This is a genomic window from Acidovorax facilis (assembly GCF_050626955.1).
Lineage (GTDB): Bacteria > Pseudomonadota > Gammaproteobacteria > Burkholderiales > Burkholderiaceae_C > Acidovorax > Acidovorax facilis.
Genome location: NZ_CP192460.1, coordinates 2,051,545 through 2,069,839, shown reverse-complemented (window position 1 = coordinate 2,069,839; position 18,295 = coordinate 2,051,545). Strand labels below are relative to the sequence as shown.

The window sequence follows — 18,295 nt, the reverse complement described above, 5'->3', positions numbered from 1 at the left end:
GGGGCAGCGACAGGCAGCGCGCAGGCGTGGGTCCTGCGGCCTGCCTGCTGCGTGCAACCACTCCACAACACCATGAGCACTCCCACTTTTTCTGTCGCTGACATCCGCAAGTCCTTCCTGGACTTCTTCGTCTCCAAGGGCCACACCGTGGTGCCGTCGAGCCCTCTGGTGCCTGGCAACGACCCCACGCTGATGTTCACCAACTCGGGCATGGTGCAGTTCAAGGACGTGTTCCTGGGCACCGACAAGCGCTCGTACAACCGGGCGGTGTCGGTTCAGGCCTGCCTGCGTGCGGGTGGCAAGCACAACGACCTGGAAAACGTGGGCTACACCGCGCGCCACCACACCTTCTTTGAGATGCTGGGCAACTGGTCGTTTGGCGACTACTTCAAGCGCGAATCGCTCAAGTGGGCCTGGGAGCTGCTGACCGAGGTCTACAAGTTGCCGCCAGAGCGCCTGCTGGCCACGGTCTACCAGGAAGACGACGAGGCCTACGACATCTGGACCAAGGAAATCGGCTTGCCACCCGAGCGCGTGATCCGCATCGGCGACAACAAGGGCGGCCGCTACAAGTCCGACAACTTCTGGATGATGGCCGACACCGGCCCTTGCGGCCCCTGCAGCGAAATCTTCTACGACCATGGCCCGCACATTGCGGGTGGCCCTCCCGGCAGCCCCGATGAAGACGGCGACCGCTTCATCGAGATCTGGAACAACGTGTTCATGCAGTTCAACATGGACGAAACCGGCGCCGTCACGCCGCTGCCCGCGCCCTGCGTGGACACGGGCATGGGCCTGGAGCGCCTGGCCGCCATCCTGCAGCACGTGCACAGCAACTACGAGATCGACCTGTTCGACGCGCTCATCAAGGCCGCTGGCCGTGAGACCGGCGTGACGGACCTGAACAACAAGAGCCTGCGCGTGATCGCTGACCACATCCGCGCCACAGCGTTTTTGGTGAGCGACGGTGTGATCCCCAGCAACGAAGGCCGTGGCTACGTGCAGCGCCGCATCGTGCGCCGCGCCATCCGCCACGGCTACAAGCTGGGCAAGAAGACGCCGTTCTTCCACAAGCTGGTGGCCGACCTGGTGCGCCTGATGGGCGATGCCTACCCATCCCTGCGCGAGCAGGAACAGCGCATCACCGAGGTGCTCAAGGTGGAAGAAGAGCGCTTCTTCGAGACGCTGGCCAACGGCATGGAAATCCTGGACGCTACCCTGGACGGCGGTGCCAAGGTGCTGCCCGGCGACGTGGCCTTCAAGCTGCACGACACCTACGGCTTCCCGCTCGACCTGACCAATGACGTCTGCCGCGAGCGCGACGTGGAAGTGGACGAGGCCGGCTTCAAGACCGCCATGGAAAAGCAGAAGGCCCAGGCCCGCGCGGCCGGCAAGTTCAAGATGGACAAGGCGCTGGAGTACACCGGTGCCGCCAACCAGTTCACGGGCTACGAACAGCTCGCAGAGACTGCAAAAATCGTAGCAATCTATGTAGATGGAACAAGCGCTGCGGCCCTGAAAGCCGGCCAAAACGGCGTGGTGGTGCTGGACACCACCCCGTTCTATGCCGAAAGCGGCGGCCAGGTGGGTGACGAAGGTGTCATCACCAGCGGCTCGGCACGCTTTGCGGTGGGTGACACGCTCAAGATCAAGGCCGATGTGTTTGGCCACCACGGCACGCTCGAAGAGGGCACGCTGAACGTGGGCGACACCGTGCAGGCCCAGGTCAACACCGCCGTGCGCGCTGCCACCATGCGCAACCACTCGGTCACGCATATCATGCACAAGGCCCTGCGCGAAGTGCTGGGCAGCCATGTGCAGCAAAAGGGCAGCTTGGTCAATGCCGACCGCACGCGTTTTGACTTCACGCACAACGGAGCCGTGACGGCGGACGAGATCCGCGAGATCGAGCGCCGCGTCAACGAAGAAATCCTGGCCAACCAGCCCACCCAGGCCCGTGTGATGGACATCGAATCGGCCCAGAAGACTGGCGCCATGATGTTGTTTGGCGAGAAGTACGGCGAAACCGTGCGCGTGCTCGACATCGGCACCAGCCGTGAACTGTGCGGCGGCACGCACGTGCAGCGCACGGGCGACATCGGCCTGTTCAAGGTGGTGGGCGAGGGCGGGGTGGCTGCTGGCATCCGCCGTATCGAGGCGGTGACGGGCGCCAACGCGCTGGCCTATCTGCAGAACCTGGAAGACACCGTTAACCAAGCCGCCAGCACCCTCAAGGCGCCCGTGGCCGAACTCAACGGCCGCATCAGCCAGGCACTGGACAATGCGCGTGCACTGGAAAAGGAAGTGGCGGCCCTCAAGGGCAAGCTGGCCTCCAGCCAGGGCGACGAACTGGTGAACCAGGCTGTGGATGTGAAGGGCCTCAAGGTTCTGGCTGCCGCGCTGCCGGGTGCAGACGCCAAGACCCTGCGCGACACCATGGACAAGCTCAAGGACAAGCTCAAGACCGCTGCCATCGTGCTGGCCGCCGTGGATGGCGACAAGGTGCAGATCGCTGCAGGCGTGACGGCCGACAGCGTGGGCAAGGTCAAGGCCGGCGAGCTGGTCAACTTTGTGGCCCAGCAAGTGGGTGGCAAAGGCGGCGGCAAGCCCGACATGGCCATGGCCGGCGGCACCGATGCCTCCAAGCTGCCCGCAGCACTGGCTTCGGTGACAGGCTGGGTCACGCAGCAACTGGGCTGATGTACCGGTCACCACAGCGGCACCAGCCGCTGTGGTGTGGCAGCCATTTCTGCCAAAAATAGGGTGACGGAAAACCGGCTTTCCCCCTACATTCAAGCGCATGGACCCCCTGCGCGAAAGTCCGCAAGAGCCGGTGCCCGCCCACGGCATCCGTTCCGGTTCGCCTGATTCAGGAGGGGCCGAACTGCCCTGGTGGCGGCGCATCACCGTTCCGTTCGAGGTGGTGATTGCCTCGGTGGTGGTATCTGCCATGCTGCTGCTCACGGTGCTTTTGGTCTACCAGGTAGGCACCAGCGCGCGGCAGGCCATCATCGCGGCGTCGGACGACAGTGCGCAGCACATCAGCTTGTTGATCAGCGAGCGGGTGCACCATATCGTGGACCCGGCGGATGCCACGCTGCGGTTGCTGGCGTTTGATCCCATTGCTTCGGCCACCACCCTCCAGGCGCGGCTGCGCCGCCTGCCGGTGTTTGTGCGCCTGCTGGAGCAAAACGCTTTGCTGTCGGCGGTCTTCATCGGGTATTCCGACGGGCAGTTTTTGCTCATGCGTCCGCTGCGCAACGCGGCGCTGCGGGCACGGCTTCAGGCGCCTGCGGAGGCTGTATTCCTGGTGCAGTCGATGGCGCGGGAGCGCAGCGCGGCGGGTCTGATGGGCCTGGTGGGTCGCTGGAACTATTACGACGCACAGCTGCGTCTCATCGATTCCTCCGTGCGCCCCGGCTACCGCTATGACCCCCGGTCCCGCCCGTGGTATGCCGAGGCGGCTGAAAAGAACACGCAGGTCCTCACTGCCCCCTATGTGTTCTTCACCACGCAGGAGGTCGGCGTTACGCTGAGCCAGCCCAGCGAAGACGGCCGTGCTGTGATCGGCCTGGATGTGGCGCTCACCGACCTGGGCCGCGAGATCGGCGAGCTGCGGCTGATGCCGCGCACCGAGATCGCTGTGGTGGACCAGGACCAGCGCGTGCTGGCCTACCCGGACATGTCCCGCGTGCTGGTGCGTGAGGACGGCGACCAGCCCAGCCTCAAGCTGCGCACACTCGACGGCCTGGGGGTGCCAAGCCTGCAGGCCCTGCACAGCTTGGACATGAAAGAGGGGCCTTCGCGTCGCTTTGTGGCAGGTGGCGAGGAGTGGCTGGCCAAGGTCATGTCACTCAAGTCGCAGCGCTGGGAGGGGCTGCACATCCTGATGGCCATTCCCACCCGGGAGCTGCTGGCGGATGTGAACCAAAACCTGCAGCGCCAGGTATGGCTGTCCCTGGGGCTCATCGCGCTGATGCTGCCTTTTGGGTGGCTGGCCGGGAGGCGTGTGGGGCGCAGCCTGTCGGGGCTGGCCACGCAGGCGCAGGCCTTGGCACGGTTTGATTTCCGGCGGCCGACACAACACCACATGTCGCGCGTGCGCGAGGTGCGCGCACTGGGTCAGGTGATGGACCGCATGTCCGACACCATCCAGGAGTTCCTGCACATCACGCACCACATCAGCGCCGAGTCGCGCCTGGACCTCATGCTGTCGAGCGTGCTCTACGAGCTGGTGCGCGCCACCAGCTGCACCGGCGGTGCGGTGTACCTGGTAGAGGCACAGCGCGCGGGCTTGCTGCGCACGGCAAGGTATTGCGAAGATCCTGAGCACCAGTCGCTCTACCCGGAGCACCTGCCCATGGTGTTTTTCATCAACCCTGCCGAGCCGCAGGACGGCGACCAGCACCCTGATGACGACCAGGCCACGCCCCAGCGCGTGCTGCGCGTGCAGCTACGCACGCGCGACGGCCAACCGCTGGGCCTGCTGGTGCTGCGCTACCGTGCGGACCAGCAGCAGGACGATGTCCACTTCCGGGCGTTTGTCGAGAAACTCTCGGGCACGTTGTCGGTCGCCATCGAGACGCGCAGTTTGATCGAAGGGCAAAAGAAGCTGTTCGATGCCGTCATCCGCCTGCTGGCCGACGCGATCGACGCCAAGAGCCCTTACACCGGCGGCCATTGCGAGCGGGTGCCCCAGTTGGCGGAATCCCTGATGCAGCGCCTGTGCGAGGCCGAGGAAGGTCCATTTGCCCATGTCGCCATGACGGATGCCGAGCGCTACGAATTCCGCCTGGGCGCGTGGCTGCACGACTGTGGCAAGGTCACCAGCCCCGAGCACATCATTGACAAGGCGACCAAGCTGGAGGCGCTCTACAACCGCATCCATGAGGTGCGCATGCGCTTTGAGGTGCTGTGGCGCGACGCGGAACTGGACTACTGGAAGCAGCACGTGTCCGGCGTGGACCCGGTGCGGCTGCAGCGCGAGCTTTTGCAGCGGCGTGACCGCCTGCAGGAAGAGTTTGCCTTTGTGGCCCGCAGCAATGTGGGCGGTGAGTTCATGGCCGATGCCGACATCAAGCGGCTGGCCACCATCGGGCGCCAGGTGTGGCAGCGGCATTTTGATGACCGGCTGGGCTTGTCAGCAGCCGAATTGGGGCGGCTGGCGAATGTGCCGACGCGCCCCTTGCCCGCCAATGAGCCCCTGCTGGCAGATCGGCCTGAACACATCGTGCCCTGGGGTGCCCGCAAACCGCCGGTGGAGGTTGGCAACCCGGCCAACCTGTGGAGCTTTGACATGGTGCTGCCACCGCAACAAGCCCACCTCGGCGAGCTGCACAATCTGTCGATCCAGCGCGGCACGCTCACTGCAGAAGACCGTTTCAAGATCAACGATCACATCGTGCAGACCATCGTCATGCTCAGCGGCCTGCCGTTCCCGCCGCATCTGGCGCGCGTACCGTCGATTGCGGGCTCGCACCATGAAAAACTGGACGGTACGGGCTACCCCCGGCGCCTGAAGGCTTCAGAGCTGACGCTGGCAGACAGGGTGATGACACTGGCCGATATCTTCGAGGCCTTGACGGCGGCAGACCGGCCCTACAAGCCGCCCAAGACTTTGTCGGAATCGCTCAAGATCATGGGCCACATGGTGCGTGAACGCCATATCGATGCCGAGGTGTTCTGCTTCTTCCTGCGCAGCGGGGTCTGGCGTGAGTATGCGGAGCAGTTCTTGCCTGCTGCGCAGCGGGACGCAGTGGATGTGGAGGCGATCCTGGAGTCGTTGAGCCAATGAGCCAATGAGCCAATGAGCCAATGCGCTGAAGGCGGGCATTGGTGCCCTTTCGCTGCGCCTGGGTAGCTTCAGAACAGCTCGACGTCGTCGTTGGCCACCTTGGCGGCCAGCTGGCCGCTGGCCACCAGGTCGTCATAAAAGCAGACTTGGTTGCGTCCGTGCTCTTTGGCGTAATACAGCGCCTGGTCGGCCTGCCCCAGTATCTCCACGGGCGAACCCTGCATGGTGCTCACAAAACCCAGGCTCACCGTGACCTGGCCCACCTGAGGGAAGTTGTATTCCTGCACCGCAAGCCGGAAGCGGTTGAACACCTTGTGGGCGGTGCTGAGCGTCGTGGAGCGCAGCAGCACCACGAATTCTTCGCCGCCAAATCGGAAGATGCGGTCGTGGCTGCGAAACGAGCTGCGCAGGATGTTGGCAATCAGGATCAGCACTTCGTCGCCATACAGGTGGCCAAAGCGGTCGTTGACCTGCTTGAAGTGATCGATATCCACCACCGCCAGCCATTGCTGAACGGGCTCGCCGGGCTGTGAGCCTTCTTCGGGGGGAAGAGATTCGGTAACAGTGCCCGGGCGGCCACTGGAAAGGCCATTGAGCGCATGGCGCGAGAACTGCTCGTCGAAGGTCTTGCGGTTGAACAGGCCGGTGAGGGCGTCGCGTTCGCTGTAGTCCAGCAGGCTCTGGTAGTTCTGGTAGACCTGGAATACGCCCTTGAGCACTTCCAGCTTGTGCGCCGAGAACGCGCGCGACTGCGTGATCTCCAGACAGGTGGTGACCTTGTCATGCATCCACACCGGTAGCCAGAGCACATGGCGCCCCCTGCGGGGCGATGCGAGGGCGCTGTCCCCCTGGCTGGCTACGCAATCGCGAAGTGCGGGGTATTTTTCCAGCGTTTCGCGGCGAGGGTCTGCGGCGGCTTCGGAATCGGTCGAGACGAGCTGTCCGTCCTCAACCCAGGAACGGGGGCGTACATGGGCCACGCCGTCAACGGTGAAAAGCTCCAGCGCGCGCACTTCAACGATGCCACTGAGCGTTTGCAGCGTGGACAGCACCGACACCTCCAACCGCAAGTGGTCGCGGTGGCCAGTCATTTCCACCAGGTTCTGGAGAATGGGCTTCATTGGGATGTACGGTGGAGCACTAGGCACAGCTTGTCAATGTCGTCGCACGAACACAACATCCCACACGCCATGCCCCAGCCGCAGGCCCCGGTTCTCGAACTTGGTCAGGGGCCGGTAGTCGGGCTGCGGGGCAAAGTCCGTGGCGGTGTTCTGCAACAGGGGTTCGGCGCTCAGCACCTGCAGCATCTGCTCGGCATAGGGCTGCCAGTCGGTTGCGCAGTGCAGGTAGCCACCGGGCTTGAGGCGGGCCGCCAGCTTGGCCACCAGCGGGCCCTGAATCAGGCGGCGCTTGTTGTGTTTGGTCTTGTGCCAGGGGTCGGGAAAGAAGATGTGCACACCGTCCAGGCTGCCCTCGGGCAGCATGTGGTCGATGACCTCCACGGCGTCGTGCTGCAGGATGCGGATGTTGGTCAGCTCCTGTTCGCCAATGCGCTTGAGCAGTGCGCCCACCCCCGGCTCGTGCACCTCGCAGCACAGGAAGTTGTCATCGGGGCGCACGCGGGCGATGTGGGCCGTGGCCTCGCCCATGCCAAAGCCAATTTCGAGAATCAGCGGTGCCGTGCGGCCAAAGGCCGAAGCGGCGTCGAGCGGCGCCGGGGCATACGGCAGGACAAAGCGGGGGCCGAAGTCTTCAAAGGCCTTGGCCTGGCCCGTGGTGGTGCGGCCAGCACGGCGCACAAAGCTTTTGATGGTCTTGGGGTGGGTCACGCCAGCGGGAACCCCGCCAGATGTCGTCGCGGGGGCTGCAGCGGGCGCAGCGGTGGGGGCGGAAGCGGTAGGGGTCAGTTCGGTCACGGTGCGCCATTGTAGTTTCGTCGCCACGCGGCGACCCACAGGGTCAGTGCGTCAGAGATGCCAGGGCTGTGCGGGGCAGGCAGCGATGGCAGGCCCAGCACCCGCGCGGCATCGTTTAGAGCCTGCAGCGGGTGGGACAGGTCCAGCGCGCGGGCGCCGTTCTGCTTGGAGAGTTTTTCGCCGTTGTCGCCACACACCAGCGGGGTGTGCAGGTAGCGGGGCGTGGGCACGCCCAGGGCCTGCTGCAGCAGGATCTGGCGCGGGGTGTTGTCGGCCAGGTCTTCGCCGCGCACCACATCGGTGACGCCCTGGTCGGCGTCGTCCACCACCACGGCGAGCTGATAGGCCCAGAGCCCGTCGGCCCGGCGCAGGATGAAATCACCCACCGCTTGTTCCACGTCCTGCTGCTGCAGACCCAGGCGGCGGTCCTCCCACTGCAGGAGATGATTTGCTATGATTTTTGCAGCTACTGGCGCTTTGCCGTCAAGCGCCAGGGCCTGTTTTTGCTTGAAATCTGTGACATTGAACCGCCATGCGCGCCCGGCGCGGCCCTGCAGCCCGTGGCGGCAGGTGCCTGGGTAAGGCAGCGCGGCATGGCGCTCACGCGTGTGGCCCTGGGCGGCATGGGCGTCTTCGATGTCCTTGCGCGAGCAGGCGCAGGGGTAGGCGTGGCCTTGGGCTACCAATTGGTCCAGCGCCCGCTGGTAGAGCGGGCTGCGGGTGGACTGCCATTGGGGGGGAGCGTCGGGCACCATGCCGCAGCTGGCCAGCTGTTGCAGGATGAGCCGATCCGCCCCCGGCACGCAGCGGGGTGTGTCCACATCTTCAATGCGAACAAGCCACTGGCCCCGGTGCGCCCGCGCGTCCAGCCAGCTGGCGAGGGCCGCTACCAGGGAGCCCGCATGCAACGGCCCCGTGGGCGAAGGGGCAAACCGGCCCACGTAGCGCCGTGCAGCGCCCACCTCGGCCGTCATGCCACGGCAAGTGCCAGTTCCAGTCCCGACACGAAGGCGTCTTCAACCCGGTGCCCCAGGCACCAGTCACCGCATGCACCCAGGCCCATGGATTTGTCCCACAGGTGGCTCTTGCCCAGCGGGTGGGTGGTCTGGGCATAGCGCCAGCGGCGTGTGTCCGCATGGGCGGGGGCGGCACGAATGCCCGTGACTTCGGCAAAGGCCTTGATGAGCTTGGCCTGCACGCGGGCTTCGTCGTCTTCGAGGTGTTCGGCAGACCAGGCGGGGCTGGCCTGCACCGTCCAGCGTTCGACCACATTGCGGCCGGGCTTGGACGACTCGCGCGCCAGCCAGGCGATGCGGTGGTGTGTGCTGCGTGCCGCATTCCACTGCGGGCCCAGCGTGGTCAGGCCGGGGCGCACGGCCTGCGGGTAGGCCAGCATCAGTGTCCAGCAGGGGGCAATGGCCACCTTGGACAGGGCGTCGGTCAGCGGGGTGTCCACCGCCGAGCTGGCCAGCAGGGCCTGGGCGGGCACCGAAGGCTGGGCCAGCAGCACAGCGTCGAAACCGGCATAGACGTGCTGGCTGCCCGCAGGCCCTTCGGTGCGCAGTTGCCAGCCAGGGGCGTTCAACGAATCGGGCTCGATGGAGGTGACGCGGGTGTGGGTGATGAGCTGGCCGGCCTTGAGCAGCGGCTCGGCCCAGGCGCCCACCAGGGACTGCATGCCTGGGCTGGCCACCCAGTGTGCTTCGCGGTGGGGCAGGCCCGCAGCGGCCACGCGGCCTGCGGCGTCCAGCACCTGCACCGAATTGGCGCTCCAGCGCTTGCAGGTGCCGGGCACGGTGTCGATGGCGCGGGCAAAACGCGGGTCGCGCACGGTGAAGTACTGGGCACCCGCATCAAAGTTGCCAAAAGGGGTGTCGATGGTGGCAGTGCGGCCGCCCGCCTGGGAGGATTTCTCGAACACCGTCACGCGGTGCCCGGCCTGCACCAGGGTGCGTGCACAGGCAATACCAGCCATGCCAGCGCCGATGATGGCGAAGTGGCGCTGGGGTTTGCCAGAGAACGTGGTGGGGGCTGCGGGGGCTGCAACGGGGGGGGTTGCCAGTGCAGTGTTGCGTCGGAGCCGTTTGGCGGGAAGAGGATCGGGTTTGCTCATGGGAGGCCTTTCGGTGACGGTCGGCAAGCGAGATGCAATACAAAACCAACAGGAACCACTCTACACGCGGTATCACCCTGTCGGGACTTGATCGGGATCAGAAATGATGGTGGTTTTCCAGCAGAGCGCGGCGTGTGGTGGGGCTTTGCAGCTGGTTCAGCCACCATTGCAGCGCGCGGCCTGGTGCGGTGAAGCCCGGGCCGCCCCAGGCGTAGTGCACACGCACGTTGCGTTCCGGGCGGGCCACGCGGCGCTCGACCAGGCGGCCGGCCTCCAGGTAGGGGCGCACCATGGGCTCGGGCAGAAAACCGCCGCCCAGGCCACGCAGCTGCACGCGCACCTTGGCCTGCATGGTGTCCACCGTCAGCACGTCCTGCCCACCGAGCAGGCCCATGGTGGCGCCGCCACGTGTGGCCGAATCAGCCACGGCCACGGCCCGGTGTTCCAGCAAGGTGGCGTCTGAGATCGGTTCGGCAGCCGCCGCAAGCGGGTGGTGGGGCGCTACTACGTAGATGAACAAGACATCGCCCAGCGTGCCCTGCTGCAGGCCCGCCACGTTGTTGCCCGCCACGGATACGCCGATGGCCAAGTCTGCCCGGCCGGAGGTCAGCGCCTCCAGCGTGCCGGTCATGATGCCGTCGCGCAACTTCAGCCGCGTCGGGGGTTTCATGGCGTAAAACGCATCCACCAGCTCCAGCATGGTGTGGGGCGAAATGATGCCGTCGATGGACAGCGTGAGCTGCGGCTCCCAGCCCGTGGCCACGCGGCGCACGCGGTGGGCCACGGCGTCAATGTCCTGCAACAGGCGCGCGCCTTCGCGCAACAGCTCCACTCCGGCCTCCGTGGGGCGGGCCTGGCGTGCGCTGCGGTCAAACAGCAGCACGTCGAGCGCGTCTTCAATCTGCCGCACGCGGTAGGTGAGGGCGCTGGGCACCAGGCCCAATTGCCGGGCGGCGGCGGCAAAGCTGCCCGCCTCGGCAATCACCTGCAGCATGGTCAGCGCATCGGGGGTCAGGACATCGCGTGCGTTTTGCATGGTGGTGCCATGTTAATTCAGATTATTTGAACATTGCCATCAATTCATCTGCCCCTGCAGGGCGCACTGCAGTCCTACAGTCGAGTCTTGAAAGGAGCACTCACATGCTGACTGTTCGTAAATCGCAAGACCGGGGCCACGCCGACCATGGCTGGCTCAATTCCTTCCACAGCTTCTCGTTTGCCGGGTACTACGACCCTGCCCACATGGGCTTTGGCAACCTGCGGGTCATCAACGAAGACCGCATCGCCCCGGGCACCGGGTTTGGCACCCATGGCCACCGCGACATGGAAATCATCAGCTATGTGCTGTCGGGCGAACTGGCCCACAAGGACAGCATGGGCAACATCAAGGGCATTCCGCCCGGTGATGTGCAGCGCATGAGTGCAGGCACGGGCGTGCAGCACAGCGAGTTCAACCACGCTGCAGGCCAGACCACGCACTTCCTGCAGATATGGATCGAGCCCAACGTGCGCGGCATCCCGCCGAGCTACGAGCAAAAGACCTTTGCCGAGGCGGAAAAGCGCGGCGCCCTGCGCCTGGTGGCATCGCCCGACGGCGCCCAGGGCTCGGTCAAGATCCATGCCGATGCGGCCCTGTACGCAGGCTTGCTGGATGGCGCTGAATCCGCCACGCTGGCGCTGAACCCCGCCCGCAAGGCCTATGTGCACCTGGTGCGCGGTGCACTCAGCGCCAATGGGCAAGCCCTGTCGGGCGGCGATGCGCTGCTGATGGAAAAGGAAACCACCTTGTCGTTGACCGATGGCCACGACGCCGAGGTGCTGGTGTTTGATCTGGCCGCCTGACATTCGACGTTCATTCTTCAACCCACTTTCACCCGGAGTTCTTCACCATGTTCACATCCCTGCAACACCCCCTGGCTCTCGCATCGCGCCTGTTGCTGGCCGCCCTGTTTCTGCCTGCGGGCATCAGCAAGCTCACCGGCTTTGCTGGCACTGTCGGTTACATCACGTCGGTAGGGTTGCCTATGCCCACCGTGGCCGCCGCCGTGGCCGCTGCGGTTGAAGTGCTGGGCAGCCTGGCGCTGATCTTCGGCTTTGGCACGCGTCTGGCAGCGCTCGCGCTGGCATTCTTCACGCTGGCGGCCAGCTTCTTCTTTCATGCGTTCTGGGACCTGCCCGCTGACAAGCAAATGATGCAGCAGCTCATGTTCTTCAAGAACGTGGGCGTGACCGGCGGCCTGCTGGCGCTGGCAGCATTTGGTGCAGGCGGCTGGAGCCTGGATGCGCGCCAGTCGGGCCGCTGAGCGATTCCCTCAAAAGGCCTGCTGACCGCAGGGCTGTGGTTTCAAGCATTCAATCCGTTCTTCCGCCGTTCTCGCTTTCCTTGTCCCCCCCTCGTTTCAACAGGAGTTTTCTCATGGCACACATCGCAGTTGTTTACCACTCGGGTTACGGTCACACACAGCGCCTGGCGCAGGCCGTGGCAGAGGGTGCTGGCGCCCAGTTGATCGCCATCGATGCCGAGGGCAACCTGCCCGAAGGCGGCTGGGAAACGCTGGCCGCTGCCAGCGCCATCATCTTTGGCTCGCCCACCTACATGGCCGGCCCCAGCTGGCAGTTCAAGAAGTTTGCCGACGCCTCGTCCAAGCCCTGGTTCAGCCAGGCGTGGAAGAACAAGCTGTTCGCAGGCTTTACCAACAGCGCCAGCACCAATGGCGACAAGCAGATCACACTGGACTACATGTTCCACTTGGCCATGCAGCACGGCGGCCTGTGGGTGGGCAACGGCATGATGCCCGCCAACTCCAAGGCCGCCACGCGCAACGATGTGAACTGGATCGGCTCGTTCAGTGGCGCCATGGCGCAGTCGCCATCGGACGCCTCGGCCGCCGAGATGTTCCCTGGCGACCTGGAAACGGGCAAGCAGTTTGGCCAGCGTGTGGCAGAGATGGCTGCCAAGCTGGGCAGCTGAACCGCTGAAGCTGGTAGGCTGGTGGCGTTGTTGTCCAGCCCTCAAGGAGCCACCCGATGAATCACCTTTTTGACCTTGTCTCTGTCGTTGAAGCGATGGGAGTGCTGTCATGAACGCTTCCCTGCGTCTGTCGGGCCAAGCCAAGGACCTGGGTGGTGGCTTCACGGTACGGCGCCTGCTGCCCGCCGTGCAGCGCCAGGCGGTGGGGCCTTTCCTGTTTTTTGACCACTTCGGCCCGGTGACGGTGGAGCCCGATGCGGGCCACGATGTGCGGCCTCACCCCCATATCGGCCTGGCCACCGTGACCTACCTGTTCTCTGGCGCCATCATGCACCGCGACAGCCTGGGCTATGTGCAGCAGATTGAGCCCGGTGCCATCAACTGGATGACGGCGGGGCGCGGCATCGTGCATTCCGAGCGCCGCCCGGAGAGTCTCGCAAACCAGGCCTACGTGAACCATGGCATTCAGCTGTGGGCTGCTTTGCCGGTGGCCCATGAAGAAGCAGAGCCTTCGTTTGTGCACACGCCTGCCGCTGCCATTCCGCAAGTGCAGGTGGGAGATGCCACGGTACGGGTGCTGATTGGAGAAGCCTTCGGGCAGACTTCTCCGGTCGCCACCTATTCGCGCACGCTGTACCTTGATGTCCAGTTGCCCGCCGGTGCCACGTTGAAGATTCCGGCGCTGGTGCCAGAGATGGCGGTCTATACCGTGGATGCTCCGGTCCAGCTCAACGGAGACACCGTGGCTGCGCAACTTCTGGCAGTGGCGGAGCCCGGGCAGGCCACACACCTTGCTGCAGTTGATACCCCGGTGCGGTTGATGGTGATCGGTGGCGACGCGCTGGATGCGCCGCGCCACATGTGGTGGAACTTTGTCTCCAGCCGCAAGGACCGCATCGTGCAGGCAGCCTCTGACTGGGATGCCCAGGCCATGGGGCAGGTGCCGGGGGAGGTGGAGTGGATTCCGCTGCCAGAGCGCCGCTTCAAGGCCTGACTTGGCCAAATTGTTGGCTTTGAATGCCTGAAATTTCAAGCAAAATTGGCATCTAGCGCTTGATGGATGAGCGCTATAAGCTCACTTATTGATAGCGTTTTCGTTGTTGGTGGGTAAGGGGTCGGTAGACAGGTCTGCCGCCAGCACCCTGCGTTCATCGAACACAAAACAGCCGCCGTGGTAGTGCGCGCCATCGGTCAGTTCAAAGTATTTGAGGATGCCGCCTTCGAGCTGGTAGACATGCGAGAGGCCTTCTTCGCGCATCAGGATCGCGGCCTTCTCGCACCGGATGCCTCCGGTGCAGAAGCTCACCACGGTCTTGTCCTGCAGCTCGGTCTTGTGCGCGCGCAGGGCTGGCGGGAATTCGGTGAACTTGTCGATGCGCCAGTCGATGGCGTTGTCGAAGGTGCCAGCGTCCACCTCGAAGGCGTTGCGGGTATCCAGTGTGACCACTTCGCGCCCCTCATCGTCATGGCCTTGCGCCAGCCAGCGTCGCAGGGTGGCCGGGTCCACCGAGGGCGCGCGGCCCTGGGCGGGGCGGATGGTGGGGTGGTCCATGCGGATGATCTCGCGCTTGACCTTGACCAGCATCTTGCGAAACGGCACCGTGGCCGACCAGCTTTCCTTGGGCTCCAGATCAGCAAAACGGGCATCGGCGCGCAGTGCATCGACAAACCCGCGCACGGCCTCGGCCACGCCCGCCAGAAAGAAGTTGATGCCTTCCTCGGCCAGCAGGATGGTGCCCTTGAGGCCCGCCGCCGTGGCGCGTGCATGCAGCAGCTCGCGCAGGGCCGCCGCATCGGGCAAAGGCACGAACTTGTAGCAGGAGATGTTCAGGACGGTGTCGATGGGGTTCACGGTAAATCAAATGAGCGCAGCGAGGGGCGCGCTTTCACTTCGGTCAAGGCAACTCGCTGAGGCCAGCGGGAGCACCGCGCTGCTGCCGGGCTGTGGCGCCTGCGGGCGTCTCAGGCGGCCGGGGTCAGCAGCGTGGTTTCGATCTTGTTGGCCAACTGGGCAATCGCCAGGGCCGCAGGGCAGCCCGGGGTTTGCAGCAGCAGCAACTGGCGGCGCATGACGGCGTCGCGTACCGAGGGATCGGCCGGGATGTCGCCCATGTGGATCAAGCGCATCGGGCGACCGGATTCAGTGGTGACAAAGCGGTCCAGCACCTGCTGCAGCTGGCTGGTGATGGCGCGGCCGTCGCCTGGACGCGCGGCCTGGTTGATGACCATGCGCACATGCTGGCGCTTTTGCTGCATGGCCAGCACCTTGATGGCGGCGTAGGCATCGGTCAGCGAGGTGGGCTCGGGCGTGGCCACGATGAGCACCTCGGAGGCCAGCGAAATGGAAAACAGCACCACGTCGGAAATGCCGGCGCCGGTGTCCAGCAGCACCACGTCGTACTGGGGCGTGAGCGCCTGGATCACGCTCAGGAATTGATTGCGCACCTCGGGCGTGAGGCGCGAATACTCGACCATGCCCGAGCCTGCCAGCAGCACGTTGAAGCCACCCGGGGCCTGGATCACGGCCTCTTCGAGCGTGGCCTTGCCGGTGAAGACGTCGTGCAGGGTGATCTTGGGGTGCAGGTTCAGCACCACGTCCAGGTTGGCCAGGCCCAGGTCGGCGTCGAGCACCAGCACGCGCTGGCCACGGCGGGTGAGGGCCGCAGCCAGGTTGGCCGACACAAAGGTCTTGCCAACCCCGCCTTTGCCGCTGGTGATGGCAATGATGCGGGCACCCGTTGCAGAGTGCGAGGGTGAGGCGGCGCCAGCAGGAGCCGCTGGCGATGTGGGTGGGGGAGGGGACAGCGCGTCGCTCATCTTCTAACTTTCAGTAGGCGCTGCCTGTTGGGTTGGGGTCCACCGGAGGCAGGTCGCCCCAACCCGAGGGGGTGTAGAGCGGGCCAAACAACAGGCTTTTCTCTTCGGCACTGACAGTGCTGTCGGGTTGCTCCTCAATGCTGACGCGGTTGCGGCCTGCCGCCTTGGCCTGGTAGAGCTGGTGGTCGGCACGGTCGGTCCACAGCAAGGTGGTGGAGCGGATCCACTGCAGGGCAAAGGCGCCGCCAATGCTCACCGTGACGTGGAGTTCCACCGAGCCCGAGACCTTGATGGGCGTGTTGGCAACGGCACGCCGGATACGTTCGGCCACCACGCTGCCAAAGCCGGCCTGGCATGCGGGGAGCACCACGGCGAACTCCTCGCCACCGTAGCGCGCCAGCGTGTCCATGGGGCGCACGCAGGCACTGAGCGTGCGCGCCACCGACTGCAGCACGATGTCGCCAGCCAGATGGCCATGCGTGTCGTTGACCTTCTTGAAATGGTCAATGTCGAGCATCAGCAGCAATGCTGCCTCTCCCGAGCGGGTGACGCGGTCGATTTCGCGTTCCAGCACGGCGCGGAAGTGCCGGCGGTTGGCCAGACCGGTGAGCGGGTCTTTGAGGGAGAGTTCACACAGTCCGTCGATCAGGCCCTGCAGGTAGCGCGAGGGCACCTCGCGGTGCAACGCTGCTTCGCTGCCGCCAGCCTGAGCCACCAGCGCGTGGGCAGTATCCAGGCGAAGGTCGCGCAGATCTACCAGATGAGAGGCCGCAGAGTCAGACACAAATGGAGCAAAAAGAGTTTGTGCAGTGTACCAGTGCGCCAGCGGGAGGGCCCCCTGCCTCAGGTCTAGGTGAAACCCGCAGCGGTACTCGGAAAAGGGGGGTGAAAGGCTCCAGCATCACACCCGTTCCACCGGCTGCGGAAGCTGCTGCAGCGCTACCAGTGCTTCTGCGTCGGTGCGGTACATCGCCAGGCCCGTTCCGGGCTCCAGCAAACCGGCTTGGCGCAGAACCTGCTCTACGGGAAGCTTGAGGCCGCTGAGGTGCAATGTGCCCCCCCGTGATTGCAGCAGGGCCAACAGCTGCGCGAAGGTCTCTACGCCCGTCACGTCGATCCGGTTGATGGGCTGGGCCATCAGGCACAGGTGCACCACGTCGGGATGGGCGGCCAGGTGTTCGATAACGCGCCGCTCCAGGGCGCTGGCCGAGGCAAAGTCCAGCTCGGCATCCATGCGCAGGGCCAGCAGCCGGGGAGCCAGAGCGGGCAGGTGCCACAGGTGCCGGTCTCGCAGGCTGCCATCCGGGTGCAGGCCCACTTCAATGATGCGGGGGTGCAGCCGCTGGTACAGAAAGTGGCTCAGGTTCATCAGCAAGCCCACCAGCACGCCCCAGTACATGCGCGGGGCCGTGGCCAGCGTCAGTGCGAAGGTGATGCCGCCGATCACGGCCTCTACCCTTGACACCCGCCACAGGCGCAGCAGCATGCCGGGCTTGATGAGGCTGGTCACGGCGGTTACCACCACGGCAGCCAGCACCGACTGCGGCACGTGGTAAAGCGCCGGAGTGAGCCACAGCAACACCACGAGTACCAGGGCAATGGCAAACAGCGTGGCCCAGCCGCTTTTGGCGCCCGCATACAGGTTGATGGCCGAGCGTGAGAACGAGGCACTGGTCGCAAAGCTGCCAAACAGTCCGCTGCTGATTTTGGCCAAGCCCTGGCCGATAAGGTCCTGGTTCTCATTCCAGCGCTCGCCGGACCGCTGGCTTTCTACCTTGGCGCTGGATGCCGTCTCCAGAAAACTCACCAGCGTGACGACCAGCACCGGCATCACCAGCGCAGAAAAGCTGGACCATGGCAGCGCACCAGGCCAGTACGGGGCCGGCAAGCCCGAGGGCAACGCCCCCACCACGGCTCCGCCAGCTTCGGCATAGTCCAGCGCCCAGCTCAGGGCGCCGGCCGCGCCCACCACCACAATGGCAGCAGGAAAGTTCGGCCGCCAGCGGCGGGCCAGTATCAGCAGCGCCAGACTGCCCAGGCCAAACGCCGCCGCCGTGAGGTCAAACAGCCCGGGCGAAGGTGTTGACAGCAGCGCACCCCAGTCTGACCGCAACCCGGTGAGTGCGGCCAGCTGCGAGCCCAAAATCAGCAGCGCCGCTGCCTGGGTAAACCCGCTTAATACGGGGGAAGTCACAAGATTGAGCAGCCAGCCAAACCGCGCCATCCCCATGACCAGCTGCAGCAGGCCCGACAGCAAAGCGATCCACGCTGCCATGGCCACCCATTGCGCGCTGCCCGGCTCGGCCAGGCCTGTGAGTGACGCGCCGATCAGCAGACTGGTAAGCGCCGTCGGCCCCACGCCGAGCCGCGTCGATGCGCTGAACAACACCGCCACCAGTGCAGGAATCAGCGAGGCATAGATACCCGTCACCAGCGGCATGCCAGCCAGCGCTGCATAGGCGACCCCCTGCGGTACCAGCATCAGTCCGACCGTCATGCCAGCCCAGAACTCGCCTTTGATCAGGGTGCGGTTTGGCCGGGGCCAGGACAAAAAGGGGAACCAACGGGTGAGTGACGCAGCAGAAAAAGCCATGGGTACATTGTCGCGCCTTGGGAACGGGGGCAGTTTTGCGCAATTGGCGGCATCGTCCTACAGGTGCCTAGGCTGCATCCGACCTAGTGCG

General features: G+C 65.0%; 15 protein-coding genes. 6 read left to right on the top strand and 9 right to left on the bottom strand.

Annotated features, from left to right (window positions below; genetic code table 11):
* Positions 1-72 precede the first annotated feature (72 nt).
* Entirely contained in the window at positions 73-2,700 is a 2,628-nt protein-coding gene (gene alaS / locus ACQ4MJ_RS09330; RefSeq protein WP_431152897.1) for an alanine--tRNA ligase, read from the top strand.
* A 100-nt stretch (positions 2,701-2,800) separates the two neighbouring features.
* A complete protein-coding gene (locus tag ACQ4MJ_RS09325; RefSeq protein WP_431152899.1) occupies positions 2,801-5,794 on the top strand; it encodes an HD domain-containing phosphohydrolase in 2,994 nt (997 codons plus the stop codon).
* Between the two features lie 68 nt (positions 5,795-5,862).
* On the opposite strand, the gene ACQ4MJ_RS09320 is transcribed toward ACQ4MJ_RS09325, so the two are convergent.
* From ACQ4MJ_RS09320 to ACQ4MJ_RS09300, 5 genes are all read right to left on the bottom strand, one after another.
* Entirely contained in the window at positions 5,863-6,915 is a 1,053-nt protein-coding gene (locus ACQ4MJ_RS09320) for a GGDEF domain-containing protein (RefSeq protein WP_055398103.1), read from the bottom strand.
* Between the two features lie 33 nt (positions 6,916-6,948).
* Entirely contained in the window at positions 6,949-7,710 is a 762-nt protein-coding gene (gene trmB / locus ACQ4MJ_RS09315) for a tRNA (guanosine(46)-N7)-methyltransferase TrmB (protein WP_431152900.1), read from the bottom strand.
* Positions 7,707-8,684 carry a tRNA glutamyl-Q(34) synthetase GluQRS gene (gene gluQRS, locus ACQ4MJ_RS09310; protein WP_431152901.1) on the bottom strand — a complete coding sequence of 326 codons (978 nt, stop codon included), beginning with the start codon at positions 8,682-8,684 and terminating at the stop codon, positions 7,707-7,709. The genes trmB and gluQRS overlap by 4 nt, the downstream gene beginning before the upstream one ends.
* Positions 8,681-9,823: an NAD(P)/FAD-dependent oxidoreductase gene (locus ACQ4MJ_RS09305; RefSeq protein WP_431152902.1), complete on the bottom strand. Its 1,143-nt coding sequence runs from the start codon at positions 9,821-9,823 to the stop codon at positions 8,681-8,683. The genes gluQRS and ACQ4MJ_RS09305 overlap by 4 nt, the downstream gene beginning before the upstream one ends.
* Before the next feature lie 97 nt (positions 9,824-9,920).
* Positions 9,921-10,859, bottom strand: coding sequence for a LysR substrate-binding domain-containing protein (locus ACQ4MJ_RS09300; protein WP_055398106.1), 939 nt, complete (start codon positions 10,857-10,859; stop codon positions 9,921-9,923).
* 104 nt (positions 10,860-10,963) lie between these two features.
* Between ACQ4MJ_RS09300 and ACQ4MJ_RS09295 the strand changes: the two genes are divergently transcribed.
* From ACQ4MJ_RS09295 to ACQ4MJ_RS09280, 4 genes are all read left to right on the top strand, one after another.
* Complete coding sequence (locus tag ACQ4MJ_RS09295) at positions 10,964-11,665, top strand: pirin family protein (protein WP_431152903.1); 702 nt, start codon at positions 10,964-10,966, stop codon at positions 11,663-11,665.
* A gap of 47 nt (positions 11,666-11,712) precedes the next feature.
* The gene (locus ACQ4MJ_RS09290) at positions 11,713-12,126 is read left to right on the top strand and encodes a DoxX family protein (RefSeq protein ID WP_431152904.1); all 414 of its coding nucleotides are present in this window, start codon (positions 11,713-11,715) and stop codon (positions 12,124-12,126) included.
* 113 nt (positions 12,127-12,239) lie between these two features.
* Positions 12,240-12,794 carry a flavodoxin family protein gene (locus ACQ4MJ_RS09285; RefSeq protein WP_431152905.1) on the top strand — a complete coding sequence of 185 codons (555 nt, stop codon included), beginning with the start codon at positions 12,240-12,242 and terminating at the stop codon, positions 12,792-12,794.
* A 109-nt stretch (positions 12,795-12,903) separates the two neighbouring features.
* Positions 12,904-13,788, top strand: coding sequence for a pirin family protein (locus ACQ4MJ_RS09280; protein WP_431152906.1), 885 nt, complete (start codon positions 12,904-12,906; stop codon positions 13,786-13,788).
* Positions 13,789-13,869: 81 nt separating this feature from the next.
* Here ACQ4MJ_RS09280 and ACQ4MJ_RS09275 read toward each other — a convergent pair whose 3' ends face one another.
* From ACQ4MJ_RS09275 to ACQ4MJ_RS09260, 4 genes are all read right to left on the bottom strand, one after another.
* Entirely contained in the window at positions 13,870-14,637 is a 768-nt protein-coding gene (locus tag ACQ4MJ_RS09275; RefSeq protein ID WP_431153090.1) for a sulfurtransferase, read from the bottom strand.
* A gap of 119 nt (positions 14,638-14,756) precedes the next feature.
* A complete protein-coding gene (locus tag ACQ4MJ_RS09270) occupies positions 14,757-15,611 on the bottom strand; it encodes a MinD/ParA family protein (RefSeq protein ID WP_121506525.1) in 855 nt (284 codons plus the stop codon).
* A 10-nt stretch (positions 15,612-15,621) separates the two neighbouring features.
* Positions 15,622-16,395, bottom strand: coding sequence for a GGDEF domain-containing protein (locus ACQ4MJ_RS09265; protein WP_055398112.1), 774 nt, complete (start codon positions 16,393-16,395; stop codon positions 15,622-15,624).
* 117 nt (positions 16,396-16,512) lie between these two features.
* Positions 16,513-18,204, bottom strand: a complete 1,692-nt coding sequence (locus tag ACQ4MJ_RS09260) for a SulP family inorganic anion transporter (protein ID WP_431152907.1) — start codon at positions 18,202-18,204, stop codon at positions 16,513-16,515.
* Between the last annotated feature and the right edge of the window lie 91 nt (positions 18,205-18,295).

Excerpts from the sequence above, each read along its gene's own strand:
- alaS (WP_431152897.1), top strand. The coding sequence starts at position 73 with ATGAGCACTCCCACTTTTTCTGTCGCTGACATCCGCAAGTCCTTCCTG.
- ACQ4MJ_RS09325 (WP_431152899.1), top strand. The coding sequence starts at position 2,801 with ATGGACCCCCTGCGCGAAAGTCCGCAAGAGCCGGTGCCCGCCCACGGC.
- ACQ4MJ_RS09320 (WP_055398103.1), bottom strand. The coding sequence starts at position 6,915 with ATGAAGCCCATTCTCCAGAACCTGGTGGAAATGACTGGCCACCGCGAC.
- gluQRS (WP_431152901.1), bottom strand. The coding sequence starts at position 8,684 with ATGACGGCCGAGGTGGGCGCTGCACGGCGCTACGTGGGCCGGTTTGCC.
- ACQ4MJ_RS09305 (WP_431152902.1), bottom strand. The coding sequence starts at position 9,823 with ATGAGCAAACCCGATCCTCTTCCCGCCAAACGGCTCCGACGCAACACT.
- ACQ4MJ_RS09300 (WP_055398106.1), bottom strand. The coding sequence starts at position 10,859 with ATGCAAAACGCACGCGATGTCCTGACCCCCGATGCGCTGACCATGCTG.
- ACQ4MJ_RS09295 (WP_431152903.1), top strand. The coding sequence starts at position 10,964 with ATGCTGACTGTTCGTAAATCGCAAGACCGGGGCCACGCCGACCATGGC.
- ACQ4MJ_RS09290 (WP_431152904.1), top strand. The coding sequence starts at position 11,713 with ATGTTCACATCCCTGCAACACCCCCTGGCTCTCGCATCGCGCCTGTTG.
- ACQ4MJ_RS09285 (WP_431152905.1), top strand. The coding sequence starts at position 12,240 with ATGGCACACATCGCAGTTGTTTACCACTCGGGTTACGGTCACACACAG.
- ACQ4MJ_RS09280 (WP_431152906.1), top strand. The coding sequence starts at position 12,904 with ATGAACGCTTCCCTGCGTCTGTCGGGCCAAGCCAAGGACCTGGGTGGT.
- ACQ4MJ_RS09270 (WP_121506525.1), bottom strand. The coding sequence starts at position 15,611 with ATGAGCGACGCGCTGTCCCCTCCCCCACCCACATCGCCAGCGGCTCCT.
- ACQ4MJ_RS09260 (WP_431152907.1), bottom strand. The coding sequence starts at position 18,204 with ATGGCTTTTTCTGCTGCGTCACTCACCCGTTGGTTCCCCTTTTTGTCC.